Source organism: Sediminibacterium sp. GW821-FHT12F12 (genome assembly GCF_058806635.1).
Genome location: NZ_JBXAPW010000016.1, coordinates 46,372 through 59,716, shown reverse-complemented (window position 1 = coordinate 59,716; position 13,345 = coordinate 46,372). Strand labels below are relative to the sequence as shown.

The 13,345-nt window shown below is 44.0% G+C and carries 14 protein-coding genes; 9 read left to right on the top strand and 5 right to left on the bottom strand.

All coding sequences use genetic code 11. The features are described 5' to 3' along the window. Positions 1 to 58: 58 nt before the first annotated feature. Genes AC1RNB_RS17225 through AC1RNB_RS17215 form a run of 3 tightly spaced genes read right to left on the bottom strand, consistent with a single transcriptional unit; the run spans position 59 to position 3,193 of the window. The gene (locus AC1RNB_RS17225; protein WP_493084846.1) at positions 59 to 1,747 is read right to left on the bottom strand and encodes a phage tail-like protein; all 1,689 of its coding nucleotides are present in this window, start codon (positions 1,745 to 1,747) and stop codon (positions 59 to 61) included. Positions 1,748 to 1,807: 60 nt separating this feature from the next. Then, positions 1,808 to 2,620 carry a fimbrial biogenesis chaperone gene (locus AC1RNB_RS17220; protein WP_493084844.1) on the bottom strand — a complete coding sequence of 271 codons (813 nt, stop codon included), beginning with the start codon at positions 2,618 to 2,620 and terminating at the stop codon, positions 1,808 to 1,810. Between the two features lie 60 nt (positions 2,621 to 2,680). Next, a complete protein-coding gene (locus AC1RNB_RS17215) occupies positions 2,681 to 3,193 on the bottom strand; it encodes a DUF4402 domain-containing protein (protein WP_493084843.1) in 513 nt (170 codons plus the stop codon). A gap of 400 nt (positions 3,194 to 3,593) precedes the next feature. Between AC1RNB_RS17215 and AC1RNB_RS17210 the strand changes: the two genes are divergently transcribed. The 9 genes from AC1RNB_RS17210 to AC1RNB_RS17170 all read left to right on the top strand — a co-directional run bounded on the left by AC1RNB_RS17210 (position 3,594) and on the right by AC1RNB_RS17170 (position 11,186). Beyond that, complete coding sequence (locus AC1RNB_RS17210) at positions 3,594 to 5,801, top strand: TonB-dependent receptor (RefSeq protein ID WP_493084841.1); 2,208 nt, start codon at positions 3,594 to 3,596, stop codon at positions 5,799 to 5,801. Between the two features lie 51 nt (positions 5,802 to 5,852). After that, positions 5,853 to 6,128 carry a 2TM domain-containing protein gene (locus AC1RNB_RS17205; protein WP_493084840.1) on the top strand — a complete coding sequence of 92 codons (276 nt, stop codon included), beginning with the start codon at positions 5,853 to 5,855 and terminating at the stop codon, positions 6,126 to 6,128. Between the two features lie 30 nt (positions 6,129 to 6,158). Beyond that, positions 6,159 to 6,788: a hypothetical protein gene (locus AC1RNB_RS17200; protein WP_493084838.1), complete on the top strand. Its 630-nt coding sequence runs from the start codon at positions 6,159 to 6,161 to the stop codon at positions 6,786 to 6,788. 165 nt (positions 6,789 to 6,953) lie between these two features. Continuing rightward, on the top strand, positions 6,954 to 7,556 hold the full coding sequence (locus AC1RNB_RS17195) for a hypothetical protein (protein ID WP_493084836.1): 603 nt from the start codon (positions 6,954 to 6,956) through the stop codon (positions 7,554 to 7,556). Continuing rightward, a complete protein-coding gene (locus AC1RNB_RS17190) occupies positions 7,549 to 8,241 on the top strand; it encodes a hypothetical protein (protein ID WP_493084835.1) in 693 nt (230 codons plus the stop codon). Before AC1RNB_RS17195 ends, AC1RNB_RS17190 begins: the two co-directional genes overlap by 8 nt. Then, on the top strand, positions 8,234 to 8,527 hold the full coding sequence (locus AC1RNB_RS17185; RefSeq protein WP_493084833.1) for a winged helix-turn-helix domain-containing protein: 294 nt from the start codon (positions 8,234 to 8,236) through the stop codon (positions 8,525 to 8,527). The genes AC1RNB_RS17190 and AC1RNB_RS17185 overlap by 8 nt, the downstream gene beginning before the upstream one ends. A gap of 138 nt (positions 8,528 to 8,665) precedes the next feature. Next, entirely contained in the window at positions 8,666 to 9,601 is a 936-nt protein-coding gene (locus tag AC1RNB_RS17180; protein ID WP_493084831.1) for an ABC transporter ATP-binding protein, read from the top strand. Next, positions 9,579 to 10,454: an ABC transporter permease gene (locus AC1RNB_RS17175; RefSeq protein WP_493084830.1), complete on the top strand. Its 876-nt coding sequence runs from the start codon at positions 9,579 to 9,581 to the stop codon at positions 10,452 to 10,454. The genes AC1RNB_RS17180 and AC1RNB_RS17175 overlap by 23 nt, the downstream gene beginning before the upstream one ends. A 30-nt stretch (positions 10,455 to 10,484) precedes the next feature. Then, positions 10,485 to 11,186: a LolA family protein gene (locus tag AC1RNB_RS17170; protein WP_493084829.1), complete on the top strand. Its 702-nt coding sequence runs from the start codon at positions 10,485 to 10,487 to the stop codon at positions 11,184 to 11,186. 41 nt (positions 11,187 to 11,227) lie between these two features. Here the strand turns inward: AC1RNB_RS17170 and AC1RNB_RS17165 are convergent, their stop codons facing one another. Both AC1RNB_RS17165 and pdxA read right to left on the bottom strand, forming a co-directional pair. Beyond that, the gene (locus AC1RNB_RS17165; protein WP_493084827.1) at positions 11,228 to 12,118 is read right to left on the bottom strand and encodes an aldose 1-epimerase family protein; all 891 of its coding nucleotides are present in this window, start codon (positions 12,116 to 12,118) and stop codon (positions 11,228 to 11,230) included. Continuing rightward, complete coding sequence (gene pdxA / locus AC1RNB_RS17160) at positions 12,108 to 13,202, bottom strand: 4-hydroxythreonine-4-phosphate dehydrogenase PdxA (RefSeq protein ID WP_493084825.1); 1,095 nt, start codon at positions 13,200 to 13,202, stop codon at positions 12,108 to 12,110. Before pdxA ends, AC1RNB_RS17165 begins: the two co-directional genes overlap by 11 nt. Positions 13,203 to 13,345: the final 143 nt, after the last annotated feature.

Genomic DNA, 13,345 nt, shown 5'->3' with positions numbered 1-13,345 from the left:
TGGTCACTTACTTAGACAACTGCACAGCATTTTTTGCTTCATTGATTATCAACTATTTTTAATAGCACAACACGTATAATTCGAAATAATCGTTCTGGTTGATATCCTGCAGGTAAATAACGGTAGAAAATTGGAATGGTTGATTACCGGTTGTAACCCGTAGCGTAGTTTCACCATATTGGGTGGTGGTTACCCCGTTTTTCACCAATGCAATAGAGATGGTTCTGTTTGACGAGGCGACAGACATATTACCAGAAATGAAGACCTTGGCGTCTCTTTTATTTTTGGATAAAAAAGTGATCCGGTTATTGTCAACGAGCCAACTGGTAGTGATGGATGAGGTGTTGGTCCAGATAGCTTTATACCAGGTGTTGGCATTATTCATGGTGAGAGAAGATGTGTTGTCGATTACGCTGATGATGCAGGAAGGGTTGTGATCAGTCTCTCCCGGGTTATTCTGTATAAAAGTATTGGCATCTCTTCCATCGGTACGCGTAAAATCAAAACCCTGTAAAAAACTTCCCACTGCATTCCAGGTATTTGCAGAAATATGTATATTTTCATACGGTGCAAAAGTAGCTGGTACATAATTTATGCATACATCAGTTGCTGTCCCTCCAAAAAAACCACAGTTAGCAATTTGAACTGTTGAGTTGGTGCCGGATACAAGACTGATTCCTTTGACGCAGTTGATGAAATCCGTTTCTGCAATTTTGAAAATGGTTCCGGTAGCAGCACCAGCCGCTATTTCAACACCTGCACCAGCCGCATTCATGACATCGCATTCAAACAGCCAGAGTTCTACATTTGATTTGAGTACAACTGCTTTATTGAATCCATCAAAAGTAATGTCCTTTATTTCATAATACTCATCCGGACCGGTTAACCATATGGCATCCTCATTGGCGGCTGTTCCATAAGAGGCAAGCGTACCGGCAGTAAAGTTCAACATCTTAAAATACACTTCCGATACGCAATTGAACATAGGACTACCTGCCAGCCCCGAAGCAGCAGCGATTGTTGCGTTGCTAAATGTTGAACCCATGATGGTAAGTGGGAAAGGCAGGTTAATTACTTGTGTAGATGAGATCTGGTGTACACCCTGACCGAGTACTATTACAGAAGGACCAGCCATATGTACCGCCAGATAAGCAAGTGCTTCCGAAATGTTGGTCCAGCTACCGGCGAATGATACATGTAACAGGTTAATCTGTCTCCCTTCTTTATTCTTAATAAGCCAACTACCTTCGTAAGCAATAAATGTTAAGGCTTCCAAACGCGTAAGGCCTACACTGTCTGTAGTTACATCAATTTTTGCTGTGCCTCCCGCTTTGACGAATACCAGGTGCAAATGCGAGCCAATATTTTTTACAGTGATGGATAAACCATTATCAGCAGATGTGATCGCAGGCAGGGTGAGTGAGATATCATTACTGGCAAGCACAAAGGTTTCTGTTTTCGTTAACGTGGCAGAAGCTGTTTTACTGACAGGGTTTACACCTCCCTCACCTACTATAAAAGGTTGCCATTTTGTTCCGTCCCAGAAATAATACCCAGCTGCCCCATCCGTCTGGTACACCAGCAGGCCCGTTGCGGGTGAGGCAATAGCTGATTTCTGTACAGCAGTTACCCTTGGTGGCAACAAACCCTTAGTAGTGGATTTAAGATCCAGAACGGCAGAAGCCTGGCCTGTGATATAGGTGGAATCATCCGTAACTACCACTGTTTGGCCGTGGAGTATGTTCATTGACAGTTGGAAAAAACAACAGGATAAAATGATATTTCTCAACATATGCCATGCTTTAGTTTATTGCAATGCAAGCTCAGCTGATACTGTTTTTTGTTCCTTGGCTCCGGTATTGGTGATAAACTGCACGATGAGTTTCCCGGATTGATAGTTCACCATCGGATTTTTTTCAAGTACGATTTGAACATTCCGTACAGCATTGGGTGTATATACCGCCAATCCTTTTGCGGAAGCGACCTGTGTTGTCTGACCGTTAGGGGTTACATGTTTTACTACAATGTCTCCATAAATCGACATATTGCCTGACCGGTTAAGGGTAAAATTGAGTTTAGAATCAGATTCTTTGGTTGCATTGACCAGGCTGAGCCCACTGATATGGGCAGTTGTGCGGTCTTCACCAACATGGATGATAACTGGTATCGAAATGCCAAAAACAGGTGTCAGTTTTACTTCGATAGAAGTAGATTCTTCTGCCTTCTTTGTACCCAAAGGGGTTGGTTTAGACTGTGCCCGCACATACAAATGCGACCGGTATTCACCCGGGTTCATTTGCAGCTTCCGGCTATATTGCACACGGATGACTTGGGCTTCATTAGGGGCCAGTGTAACCTGGCGTGGAAAAAAACGTATATGTGGTTCGGCAGAGAATCCGTTCATTTCGGACTCAGAAATTTCCTCAAAGCCGCCATTTTCTGTCATACGTAAGTGGATGAGAGAAATAACATAGAATGCCGTGTCTTTACCTGAATTGGCAAGATTGATATTTTCACTGGTTTTACCACCATTAAATACCACCCGTTTAGGGGTTAGCAGCAGGCTCCCCTGCGCATATGAAACCGAAGTCAGCAGGCTGGCACTGCATAAAGTAATCATAGCAGATATGCACAGTTTTTTGTATATATAAATCGTTTTCATAAAAAAGGTTGAGGGTTATTAGTTATAGTTAACCGTAACATTGAATCCGGTTTCAGAAGCATAGACACCAGTCGGTTGAGCTGCAGTAACATTCAGCGTGGCACCTACTGTTAGTGTTTGTGTCCCCCCGGTTAGCTGTCCTGTTCCCGATGGATTGCTGGTGAATGCTGTAACCGTCATACTGTTGGAACCACTTATAATGGTATGTGGGGTGGAAGGAAGGGTGATTACATACGTATAGGAGCCTTCTCCTCCCACTGTAAATGAAGCTGCTGTTACAGTTCCGGCAGTGGCAGGAAGTGTAACGCCACCTGTTGTAGAGCGAACACCTGCTGTACTCAATATAACGGTACCGCCGGAAGTGGCTTGTACCGAAATATTGCCAAAGTTCATATCTGCCGTTTTTGTAATACTGATAGCAGTAAGGATATTAGCTGTGGCTGTAGCACTTGCTGTAGCCTGCGCGGAAGCAGTATACACTGTTGCAGTTAGCAAGAACAGTATCACAAGCATCTTGTTAGAAGTTTTCATAAAAAATTAGTTTTAGCGTTAAAAATTAAGAATAATTTGATCAAACCGCTTTCTCGTAAGTTACGATTTTATTTACCAAGTAATTACCTGCAACTCAGTTGGTCACAGGTTATTTATGCATAGATTGGCATTAAAATAATACTGTCAATTAGGCCGGATTGGTTGGATATTGGTGTTGAGAATCCAGTTATAAAGCAGACTGTGTTTGTGGCCTGCCGGATACTCTTTACGGGAATGATCTTGCGGATCAGGTGTATGCAACGGCTACAAATTGTTGCCAAACCCTGATTAATCTCTGAATGGTACCTTAAAGATAAGTTTTTTGGAAAGGGAAATATTTAAAATAATTTGGTTTATAATATAAACTACTCTATGTTTGTTTTGTCAAACAGAAACAACCATGAAACAACTGATTATATCGCTGCTTATCCTATTCTCTGCCCATTTCGCCAATGCTCAGGTATTCATTAGCGGAACCGTTAAAGACAACCGGGGCCGCATTGTGGCCGGAGCCAGTATTGCCGTAAAAGGATCTTATGATGGCGGGGTGAGTGACTCAACCAGCCGGTTCTCTTTTAAAACCTACGAAAAGGGAGCGCAGGTGATTGTGGTTACCAATATTGGCTACAAACCGGTGGAGCAGCCTGTTATTATTGATAAAGATCCGATTGAGATCAATTTTGCCCTGAAAGAAGAAGTAAGCGAGTTAAAAGCTGTTACCGTAACTGCCGGCAGTTTTGAAGCCGGTGATAAAAAAAGAGCGGCAACTGTATTAAGTTCACTGGATGTGGTTACTACAGGTGGTGCCAATGCTGATATTTCAGCGGTGGTAAAAACCCTGCCTGGCGCACAGCAGGTAGGCGAGCAGGAAGGCTTGTTTGTAAGGGGAGGAGCCGGATATGAAACCAAACAATTCATTGATGGTACCATGGTGAATAATCCCTTTTTCAGCAGTGTACCGGATATTGCGCAACGCGGGCGTTTTTCACCGTTCCTGTTTAAAGGAACGGTATTCAGTACGGGTGGTTATTCTGCCTTGTATGGTCAGGCCTTATCCTCTGCATTGATATTGGAAAGTGTAGATGTGCCGGAACGTTCCGAAGCCAGCGCTTCTCTCTCTCCCATTTTTCTGGGAGCGGGTATTCAGAAAGTGGCCAAAGACAAAAAATCATCCTGGGGTATGCGCTATGATTATACCAATCTGGCTGCCTATTTTAAAGTAATAAAACAGACACCGGATTATTTTACCGTTCCTGAATACCATGCGGCGGATGCTAATTTTCGCATCAAAACCAAAAAAGGTGGTATTGTAAAATATTACACCACTTTTTCTGCCAACCGCTTGGGCTTACGCAGACCCAATATCGATGACCCATTGTTGAAAAATGCTTTTGGGCTGAAAAATACCAACTGGTACCAGAACCTGAGCTGGAGAGAGAATATTGGCAATGGCTGGAAAATGAACCTGGGATTGAGTTACAGCACTGATCACAATGAGATCCTTAACGAGATACAGAACCAGCAGAACCAACCAGCTACCACAGGTCTTGCGTGGATCGACAGCACCAATTTTAACCTGACCACAAGAGCGGATCTGAGTCAAATTAAAGCGGTGTTTGATAAAAGGCTGAGCGGCATCAGCGTGATCCGTTTTGGCGGAGAGTATTTATACAGTTATAACAGATCCCAGTATAATCAATACCGTGGTCTGTTACCTGATCATTTCAAAGCACTGTTCAGCGAAGCGGATCTCTATATCACCAATGAGCTGGCTGCAAAAGTGGGTATGCGTTTTGAGCAGTCTTCCATCATCAGCAAAACCAATATCGCACCCCGTTTATCGCTGGCGTATAAAACAGGGCAGGGCGGACAGATGAGTATCGCTTATGGCATCTTTTACCAGAAGCCGGAGAACACTTACCTGAGTGCCACCACCCAATTTGGCTACACAAAAGCTACTCATTATATCATCAATTATATCAAGAACACCACATTACAGACTTTCCGGGTAGAAGCATTTTATAAAAAATATGATGACCTCGTAAAAACCTATCCTGCCTTCGATAACAGCGGCAGTGGGTATGCCAAGGGACTGGAGTTGTATTGGCGGGATAAAAAAACATTCAAAGGACTGGATTACTGGATCAGTTATTCTTATCTCGATACCAAACGTGATTATCTGAATTATCCGCAGCAACTACAGCCCAATTTTGCAGCAGATCATACCGCCTCATTGGTGTTGAAAAGATTTGTGAACAGCATCAACACCGGGTTCAACTTCACTTATTCGTATGCCAGTGGCCGACCTTATTATTTTATGTTGAAGAATGGCAACAAATACGATATCACCGACAGGGGCAAAACCATCGACTACCATTCACTCGGCTTCAGTATGAATTACCTGGCTTCGCTTGGTAAAGCGTATGGGGTATTTGTATTGTCTGTAACCAATGTTTTTAACCAGAACCAGGTATTTGGATACAATTATTCGCACGATGGTGCCCGCAAAGAAGCCATTACCCCTGCGGCACCCAGGTTTATTTTTCTGGGTCTTTTCCTCAGCTGGGGTGTAGACCGCCGACAGGATGCCATTAATAACAATCTCTAAAAAATATTCACTCATTCACTCATCCACTCAATCACTCATTCAAAATTGTCTATGCTAACCGAACAACAAAAAGACGATGAACTTTGGCAGATAGCTAAATCCCGTGCTTCTTTCCGCTGGAACCTGATCAGTTATTTCTTTGTAAATGCATTTCTGGTAGCTATCTGGTTACTCAGCAGTCGCGGTCCAGGATCTTATTTCTGGCCTGTCTGGCCCATCCTGGGCTGGGGTTTGGGTTTATCGATTCAGTATTTCCATGCATTTCATGGCAACCAACTGATCAATACCCGTAAAGAGTATGAAAAAATGAAAAACACCAATTATTAATCTTTTTATATCACTACTAAACGATCCTTTATGAAACAAATACTTGTTATCGTCAGCATGTTCTTTATTGGTATGGCTGCTGCCCAAACCAAATATGAATCAGCCATGATCAAAGGTCTGGAACAATTCAAAGCGGCTAAAACTGCGGAAGATATGACTGCGGCCTCCTCTTTTTTTGAAAGAATCGGCGATGCAGAAAAAGACAAATGGCTTCCTTATTACTATGCAGCTTATACCAATTATATTACCGCCTGGATGAATCCCAAAGCGGATAAAGACAAAGTAGCTGAAAAAAGCAACGATCTTATCACCAAAGCGGAAGCACTGGAGGCCAATAATTCAGAACTGTTCTGTCTGCGCCAGATGACCGCTACCCTGCAGATGATCGTAGACCCGATGAGCAGGTGGCAGAGTTACGGTACACAGGCCAGTAATGCCATTGAAAATGCGATCAAAGCAGATCCTAAAAATCCGCGGAGTTATTACCTGAAAGGACAAAGCCTTATGAATACACCTGAAGCCTTTGGTGGTGGAAAAGCCGTGGCCAAAAAACTGTTTGAAAAAGCAGTGGAACTGTATAAGGATTTTCAACCGGCATCACCCCTGCATCCGAGCTGGGGAAAACCGGAAGCGGAGAAGTTGTTAGCAGCCTGTCAGTAAACTGCTGCTCCCTGTGCAGCACCTGAAGAAATGTTCAGTTATCTTTAACCTGAGATGATGGACGATTTCGATTACAGGGTGTACAAACATTATCATCAAACTGCCTGTTAATCACTGGCAGTTTGGTTGTTTCTATAACCCTAGAAAAACGTTTAAAACTAACATATGCAAGAAAACAAAGCGTTCTCGCCACAGGAAAGTCTTGCGTTGATCCAGACCATGATCAGCAAGACCAAAGATTCTTTTGCCGACAATACTTTCTACTTCCTGTTCTGGGGGTGGCTGGTATTTGGCTGTTGTTTGGTGAGTTATTCGTTGAAAGTGTTTCTGCATTACCCCAATCATTTCTACATCTGGTGGTTAATGCCTGTAGGAGGGGTAATTACCTGGATCTATGGGGCAAGACAGGCTAAAAAGGAAAGGGTAAAATCTTTTGTAGATGAAGCGCTGGATTATGTGTGGCTGGCAGTTGGACTCGCTTTTTTTGTACTGGTGCTGGTGAATGTGATCGGCGGTCAGACCTGGCAAACGGCGTTTACCTATTATATCCTTTTGTATGCCATAGGTACTTTTGTAACCGGAAACCTGATCCGTTTTAAACCGTTGATCATAGGTGGACTGATTAATTTTGTACTGGCGGTGGTTTCTATCCGCTTCGGGTATGATAACCAGTTATTACTGGGTGCATTGGCGATATTAATCAGTTATATCATTCCCGGTCATCTGTTGCGGGCCAGGCTTCAAAAAAATACATCACAACATGCCTAACCAGAACCAGATCACAGAAAAAGAAAGTCTTGAGATCATTACCAGCATGATCCAGAAGGCGAAGGGAACTTATTACGAAACAGGGATCGGTCCGATACTATGGGGATCGGTTGTATCTTTCGCCAGTTTTGTTACTTTTCTGCAGATGAAATACGAGTTCACCATCGGGTTTGATGTATGGCTGCTCGTACTCTTTGCCATCATTCCCCAGATCATGATCTCAATGCGTGAGAAAAAAACAGGCCGGATCAAAAAATATGAGGATGATGCACTGGATACGGTTTGGCTGGTGTTCGGTATTTCTTTGTTCTGCCTCATAGTATACCGGAATGCTGTTCCGTCTGTAACCACCCGACTGATCGCTGCAGAAGGTTGGCAGATGATGAAACATTATACGGATGGATCCAAACCAGATGAACCGTTAATACCCTTTGTTCCCAGTTTTTATTCGATCTATATCATGCTGTATGCTTTTCCAACGCTGGTAACCGGTCTGGTAAAAAAATTCAAACCCATGATCTATGGGTCCATTCTTTCGTATGGTCTTTTTATCATGTCTTGTTTTACTACTTCCTGGAATGATATGTTATTGGGTACCATCACAGCCATTCTGTGCTGGCTGATACCGGGCATCCTCCTCAGAAGAAAATACCTGGCGCAAAAAACAGCCAAAGCGAATGTTTAAAGAACTGGATCCCATATTACATTCCCAGCTTCGCCTTGCGGTGATGAGCCTGCTGATAGGGGTAAAGGAGGCCGAGTTCACTTTTATCCGCGAAAAAACCAATGCCACAGCCGGTAATCTCAGTGTGCAGGTACAAAAACTGAAAGAAGCCGGGTATATTGAAGTAGTGAAACAGTTTAAAGACAATTATCCCCTCACTACCTGTAAAATTACCTCCAAGGGCATTGAGGCTTTTGATGCCTATGTAAAAGCATTGCAGCAGTATTTGCAGGCGGGGCAGTCGTGAGACGTCAGTCGTGAGTTGAGACTGGTTGCCTCATTTACTCACCACTGACGTCTCACGATTCACGACTCAGGATCCGCCCCGAAAACATTCACCTTTCTTTTCTGAACCTCTTGCCTACCTTTGGTGTTATACTATCTCATGCAACCAATTGTCAGCGTAACAGGGCTTACCAAGCAGTTTACCAACCTCACAGCGGTTCAGGATCTTTCTTTTTCTGTACAGGAAGGAGATGTGTATGGATTTCTGGGACAGAATGGGGCGGGTAAGAGTACCACGATCCGTATGTTGCTCTCCCTGATCAAACCCAGCGAAGGGGAGATCCGGATTTTCGGGAAAGACCTGCAGACCCACCGCAACGAGATACTGGCACAGGTAGGTGCCGTGATCGAAAAACCGGATGTGTACAAATACCTCTCGGCCTATGAGAATCTGAAACTATTTGCGCGTTTAAGTGGGGTGAAAGTAACAGAGACCCGTTTGATGGATCAGTTGAATCAGGTTGGATTGTTACACAGGGCCAAAGACACGGTGAAAACTTTTTCGCAGGGGATGAAACAAAGGCTGGGTATTGCCATCGCACTGGTACATGATCCGAAGCTCATTATCCTGGATGAACCTACCAATGGACTGGATCCGCAGGGTATTGCCGATATCCGTAACCTGATCCTGCACCTGAGCCGCGACCTGAAAAAAACAGTGATTGTTTCTTCTCACCTGCTGAGTGAGATTGAACAGGTTGCCACACGGGTGCTGATCATTGATAAAGGGAAAAAAATCATTGAAGGAAATGCCCTGGAATTGTTCGACCCCTCGCAGACAATCGTGGAATTGCAAACTTTTGATAATGCAGCAGCGCTAACCAGATTGCAGCACAGCCACTGGCAGAAGAATCTGCAACCGCAAAGGGATACCGCCATACTGGTAAAACTGGACCGCAAAGAAATAGCACAACTTCACCGCGATCTGGTGGCGATGGATATAGAATTACTATCGCTGCAACCCCGGCATTCACTGGAAGATTATTTTTTACAAGTAACCTCAGGCAACCAACATGTGGACACTTATACAAATTGAGTTATTCAAGATCTTCCGCAGGCCCAGAACCTATATCGCTTTTGCGGCGATTACCGGTCTGATCGGGATCATCCAGTTTGGCCTGAAGCTGGACGGTGATTCCTATGTAGATTTTATGATGCGGGATATTACTTCTTCTATTACCGTAGAAGGAAAGATCCTGAACGGTTACCAGGTTTGTTATATCGTGCTGCAGATCCTGCTGGTGCATGTGCCATTGCTGATTGCACTGGTGGCGGCAGATATGATCTCCGGCGAAGCCAATATGGGAACCCTTCGTATCATGCTTACCAAACCCATCAGCCGCACCCGTTTTCTGCTGGCCAAGTTCATGGCTACGGTAGCTTACACTTTGCTGTTATTGGTATGGCTGGCGATCATGGCTTTGTTTGTGAACATGTTACTCTTTGGTACAGACGATCTGTTCCTGCTTAAATCGCAGTATGTGGTTCTGCTGAAAGAAAATGATGTTTTCTGGCGCTATGTATGGGCGTTTGGTTTTGCAGCACTGGCCATGACAACGGTAGCGTCACTCGGTTTCTTCTTTTCCCTGTTTGCTGAGAACTCAATTGGCCCGATCGTAGCTACGATGAGCGTCATCATTTTCTTTACCATTTTAAGCACATTGAATATTCCGGTCTTTAATACGATTAAACCTTTCCTGTTCACCACACATATGATCGGATGGAAAGAATTTTTTGATATCAAAGTAAATGAGGCAAATGAAGCGATTGTAGGCAGTATTCAGAACCCGCAAAAGATCATGCAATCAGCGATCGTGCTGGTATTGCATATCATCGGGTTTGTAACTGCATCTATCCTGGTGTTCCGCAAAAAAGATATTTTAAGTTAGTGTATAACTGAGCGATAGAAAATGACAAAAATGATCCGAATCAAAAAAATACTACTTCTTTTTATAGCAGCCCAGTTTTCTGTAGCGGCTAATGCCCAGGACATGACAGCCCTGATCATGAAAGTAAAAGCCAAACTTGACCAGGTAAGCGATTACGAAGCAGATGGCAAGATGAAAACAGATGTGGCTTTTATCAAAGCACCTGTTGGCAAAGTGAAAGTGTACTTTAAGAAACCGAATAAGTTCCGCCTGAAAAAAGACGGAGGTATTTCTTTGCTGCCAAGAGGTGGGGTGTCTGTAAACATGAATTCGATCATCACTACGGCTGATTTTATTGCCCTGGCTGCCGGGGAGGCAATGGTAGGTGGAACCAAAACCAAAGTGGTGAAACTGTTGCCCGCCAATGAAAACAGTGATATTGTATTAACCACCATGTATATTGACGAAGCGAACCTGCTTGTTAAAAAAGCAGTCACTTCTACCAAAGAAAATGGTACCTATGAGATTGAAATGAGTTATGGCGCTTTTGGACAGTATGGATTACCTGATAAAGTGGTGTTCAGTTTCAATACCAAAGATTACAAACTGCCCAAAGGTATTACCCTGGAGTTTGATGATAATGAAAAGGAGCTGACAGAAGCGCAAAAGATCAAAAACCGAAAGGGCAGGGTAGAGATCACATATACAAATTACCTGATCAATAAGGGAATGTCAGATTCCGTATTTAAATAAATATCTGCTGGTTTTCGTCAAAGAGAACTACTCTGTTCTGCTTAAAATATTTTTACCTGCCAGCTTCTCACAAAACTTCCGTCGGGATGTAAGGAGTTGATGCCTTCTTTCTGGGTGATGTCGCCGGTGGCTTCTTCTGTATCGGCAATGCCGCACCAGGGTTCAATACACACAAAATCTGCGTTTCGGGCACTCCAGATGCCCATATAAGGGAATCCATCAAACTGTAATTTGATACCGTGGTTATTAACCAGGTTGCGGATAGCAATGCTGTTGGAACGGAGTGATTTAAAAACCAAAGCATCCTTATAAAACAGTTCCTTCATCAACGGCAGATGATCAGTATTCTCGAGAAAAGGTTCTGGCGCTTTTCTGATCAATCCTTCGCGGGTAAGCGGCCAGATACCGGTGCTTTCTTTCTCGCTGAACTCAAGATAATGATCCGGGAATTCCGTTCCCTTCACCAGTGGCACAGCAAATGCCGGGTGCGCGCCAACAGAAAACCAGAGTGTTTTATTTCCGGTATTATCTACCTGGTAAGTAACTGTTAGTCTATTGTCCTGCAAACTATAGATAACAGAAAAGCAAAAATCGAAAGGATAGATTTTCCTGGTTTCCTCATCTGCCAATAAAGTAAAGTGAATCTGGTGGGGTGTTTGTTCTGTAACCGTAAAAACTTTCTCCCTCGCAAAACCATGGCGGCTCATTTCGTATAGATTGCCTTCGTATACGTAACTGTTGTCTTTCAGTCCGCCTACAATGGGAAATAATACCGGGCTTTTTTTACCCCAGAAAGCGGGGTTACCACTCCAGAGGTATTCCTGTTTGTTCTCTCTGTGGTAAATGCCCTGCAGTTCAGCCCCGGTAGCACTGATGCTGATGGTTAACTGGTCGTTGGAGATCTGGTACATACTGGCGTTCTTATCCTTCATTCTCGTCAATTCTTTCATCAACGGCATTGGCAATCATGCGTGCACTGATCTTCTTCAGCGGATTGCGGCGCATATCAGCATAACCCAAACGCATACGGATGATCTCAATACACTCAAATACGGCAGCGAGGAAAGAACTGTGATCGGCTTTGCCCTTACCCGCAATATCAAAAGCTGTTCCGTGATCCGGGCTCGTTCTTACCACCGGTAAACCGGCCGTATAATTTGTGCCTTCGCCCAGTGCCAGTGATTTGAAAGGGATCAATCCCTGGTCGTGGTACATGGCCAGTACAGCATCAAAACGTTCAAACTGTCCGCGCGCAAAAAACGCATCCGAACTGTAAGGTCCGAACACCATCATATTGTGCTTGGCTTCTTTGATGGCGGGTTTGATGATGGTCTCTTCTTCATTACCGATCAGTCCCTCATCACCGGCATGCGGGTTAAGGCCTAATACGGCAATACGTGGTTTATCTAACCCAAAATCTTTCTGCAGGCTGTTATGGATGATCTTCAGTTTGGTGAGGATATTCTCCCGGGTAATATGTTTTGCGATCTCGCTTACCGGAACATGTTCTGTAACCAGTCCCACGCGCATGTTTTCTGCAATCATCAGCATCACCACATCAGGTACATTGAACATGGCTTTGAGGTAAGGCGTATGTCCGCTGTAATCGAATTCGGCAGATTGTATATTCTTTTTATGGATCGGTGCGGTTACCAATCCCTGTAAATGACCGTCTTTTAAAGCCTGCGTAGCCTGTTGCAGCGAAATGAGGGCGTATTTACCTCCTGTTTCAGTTAACTGGCCCGGGGTAATGGCTACTTCTTCTTCCCAGCAGTTCACCACATTCACCTGTTTGGGGTTGAGGCGGTTCAGCTCGCGGGTATTGGCATAATTGAAAGTATGATCGGGTAATCCTTTTTTATAAAAATTGAGGCTTTTGTTACTTGCAAAAACTACCGGGGTGCAGATCTCCAGCAGCCGATGGTCTGCCAGGGTCTTAATAATCAGTTCCATTCCGATCCCGTTCAGATCGCCGCAGGTGAATCCAATGACCGGTTTTTGCTGTTCGTTGCTCATAGCTGGTGTTTATCGTGTAAAAATAAGGAGAATAGCGGAGGAAACGTGAATCGTGAATCGTGAGTGGTCAGTGGTGAGTAGGTAGTTAAAACTGATTCCCCGGTCCTTACTCGCTACTGACTACTCACTGCTCACGATTCACG

What these genes read in the sequence shown, in the direction of transcription:
- AC1RNB_RS17165 (WP_493084827.1), bottom strand. Translation starts at nt 12,118, where the DNA reads ATGAAGGATAAGAACGCCAGTATGTACCAGATCTCCAACGACCAGTTA.
- AC1RNB_RS17190 (WP_493084835.1), top strand. Translation starts at nt 7,549, where the DNA reads ATGCCTAACCAGAACCAGATCACAGAAAAAGAAAGTCTTGAGATCATT.
- AC1RNB_RS17180 (WP_493084831.1), top strand. Translation starts at nt 8,666, where the DNA reads ATGCAACCAATTGTCAGCGTAACAGGGCTTACCAAGCAGTTTACCAAC.
- AC1RNB_RS17195 (WP_493084836.1), top strand. Translation starts at nt 6,954, where the DNA reads ATGCAAGAAAACAAAGCGTTCTCGCCACAGGAAAGTCTTGCGTTGATC.
- AC1RNB_RS17210 (WP_493084841.1), top strand. Translation starts at nt 3,594, where the DNA reads ATGAAACAACTGATTATATCGCTGCTTATCCTATTCTCTGCCCATTTC.
- AC1RNB_RS17170 (WP_493084829.1), top strand. Translation starts at nt 10,485, where the DNA reads ATGATCCGAATCAAAAAAATACTACTTCTTTTTATAGCAGCCCAGTTT.
- AC1RNB_RS17185 (WP_493084833.1), top strand. Translation starts at nt 8,234, where the DNA reads ATGTTTAAAGAACTGGATCCCATATTACATTCCCAGCTTCGCCTTGCG.
- AC1RNB_RS17215 (WP_493084843.1), bottom strand. Translation starts at nt 3,193, where the DNA reads ATGAAAACTTCTAACAAGATGCTTGTGATACTGTTCTTGCTAACTGCA.
- AC1RNB_RS17220 (WP_493084844.1), bottom strand. Translation starts at nt 2,620, where the DNA reads ATGATTACTTTATGCAGTGCCAGCCTGCTGACTTCGGTTTCATATGCG.
- AC1RNB_RS17175 (WP_493084830.1), top strand. Translation starts at nt 9,579, where the DNA reads ATGTGGACACTTATACAAATTGAGTTATTCAAGATCTTCCGCAGGCCC.
- AC1RNB_RS17200 (WP_493084838.1), top strand. Translation starts at nt 6,159, where the DNA reads ATGAAACAAATACTTGTTATCGTCAGCATGTTCTTTATTGGTATGGCT.
- AC1RNB_RS17225 (WP_493084846.1), bottom strand. Translation starts at nt 1,747, where the DNA reads ATGAACATACTCCACGGCCAAACAGTGGTAGTTACGGATGATTCCACC.
- pdxA (WP_493084825.1), bottom strand. Translation starts at nt 13,202, where the DNA reads ATGAGCAACGAACAGCAAAAACCGGTCATTGGATTCACCTGCGGCGAT.
- AC1RNB_RS17205 (WP_493084840.1), top strand. Translation starts at nt 5,853, where the DNA reads ATGCTAACCGAACAACAAAAAGACGATGAACTTTGGCAGATAGCTAAA.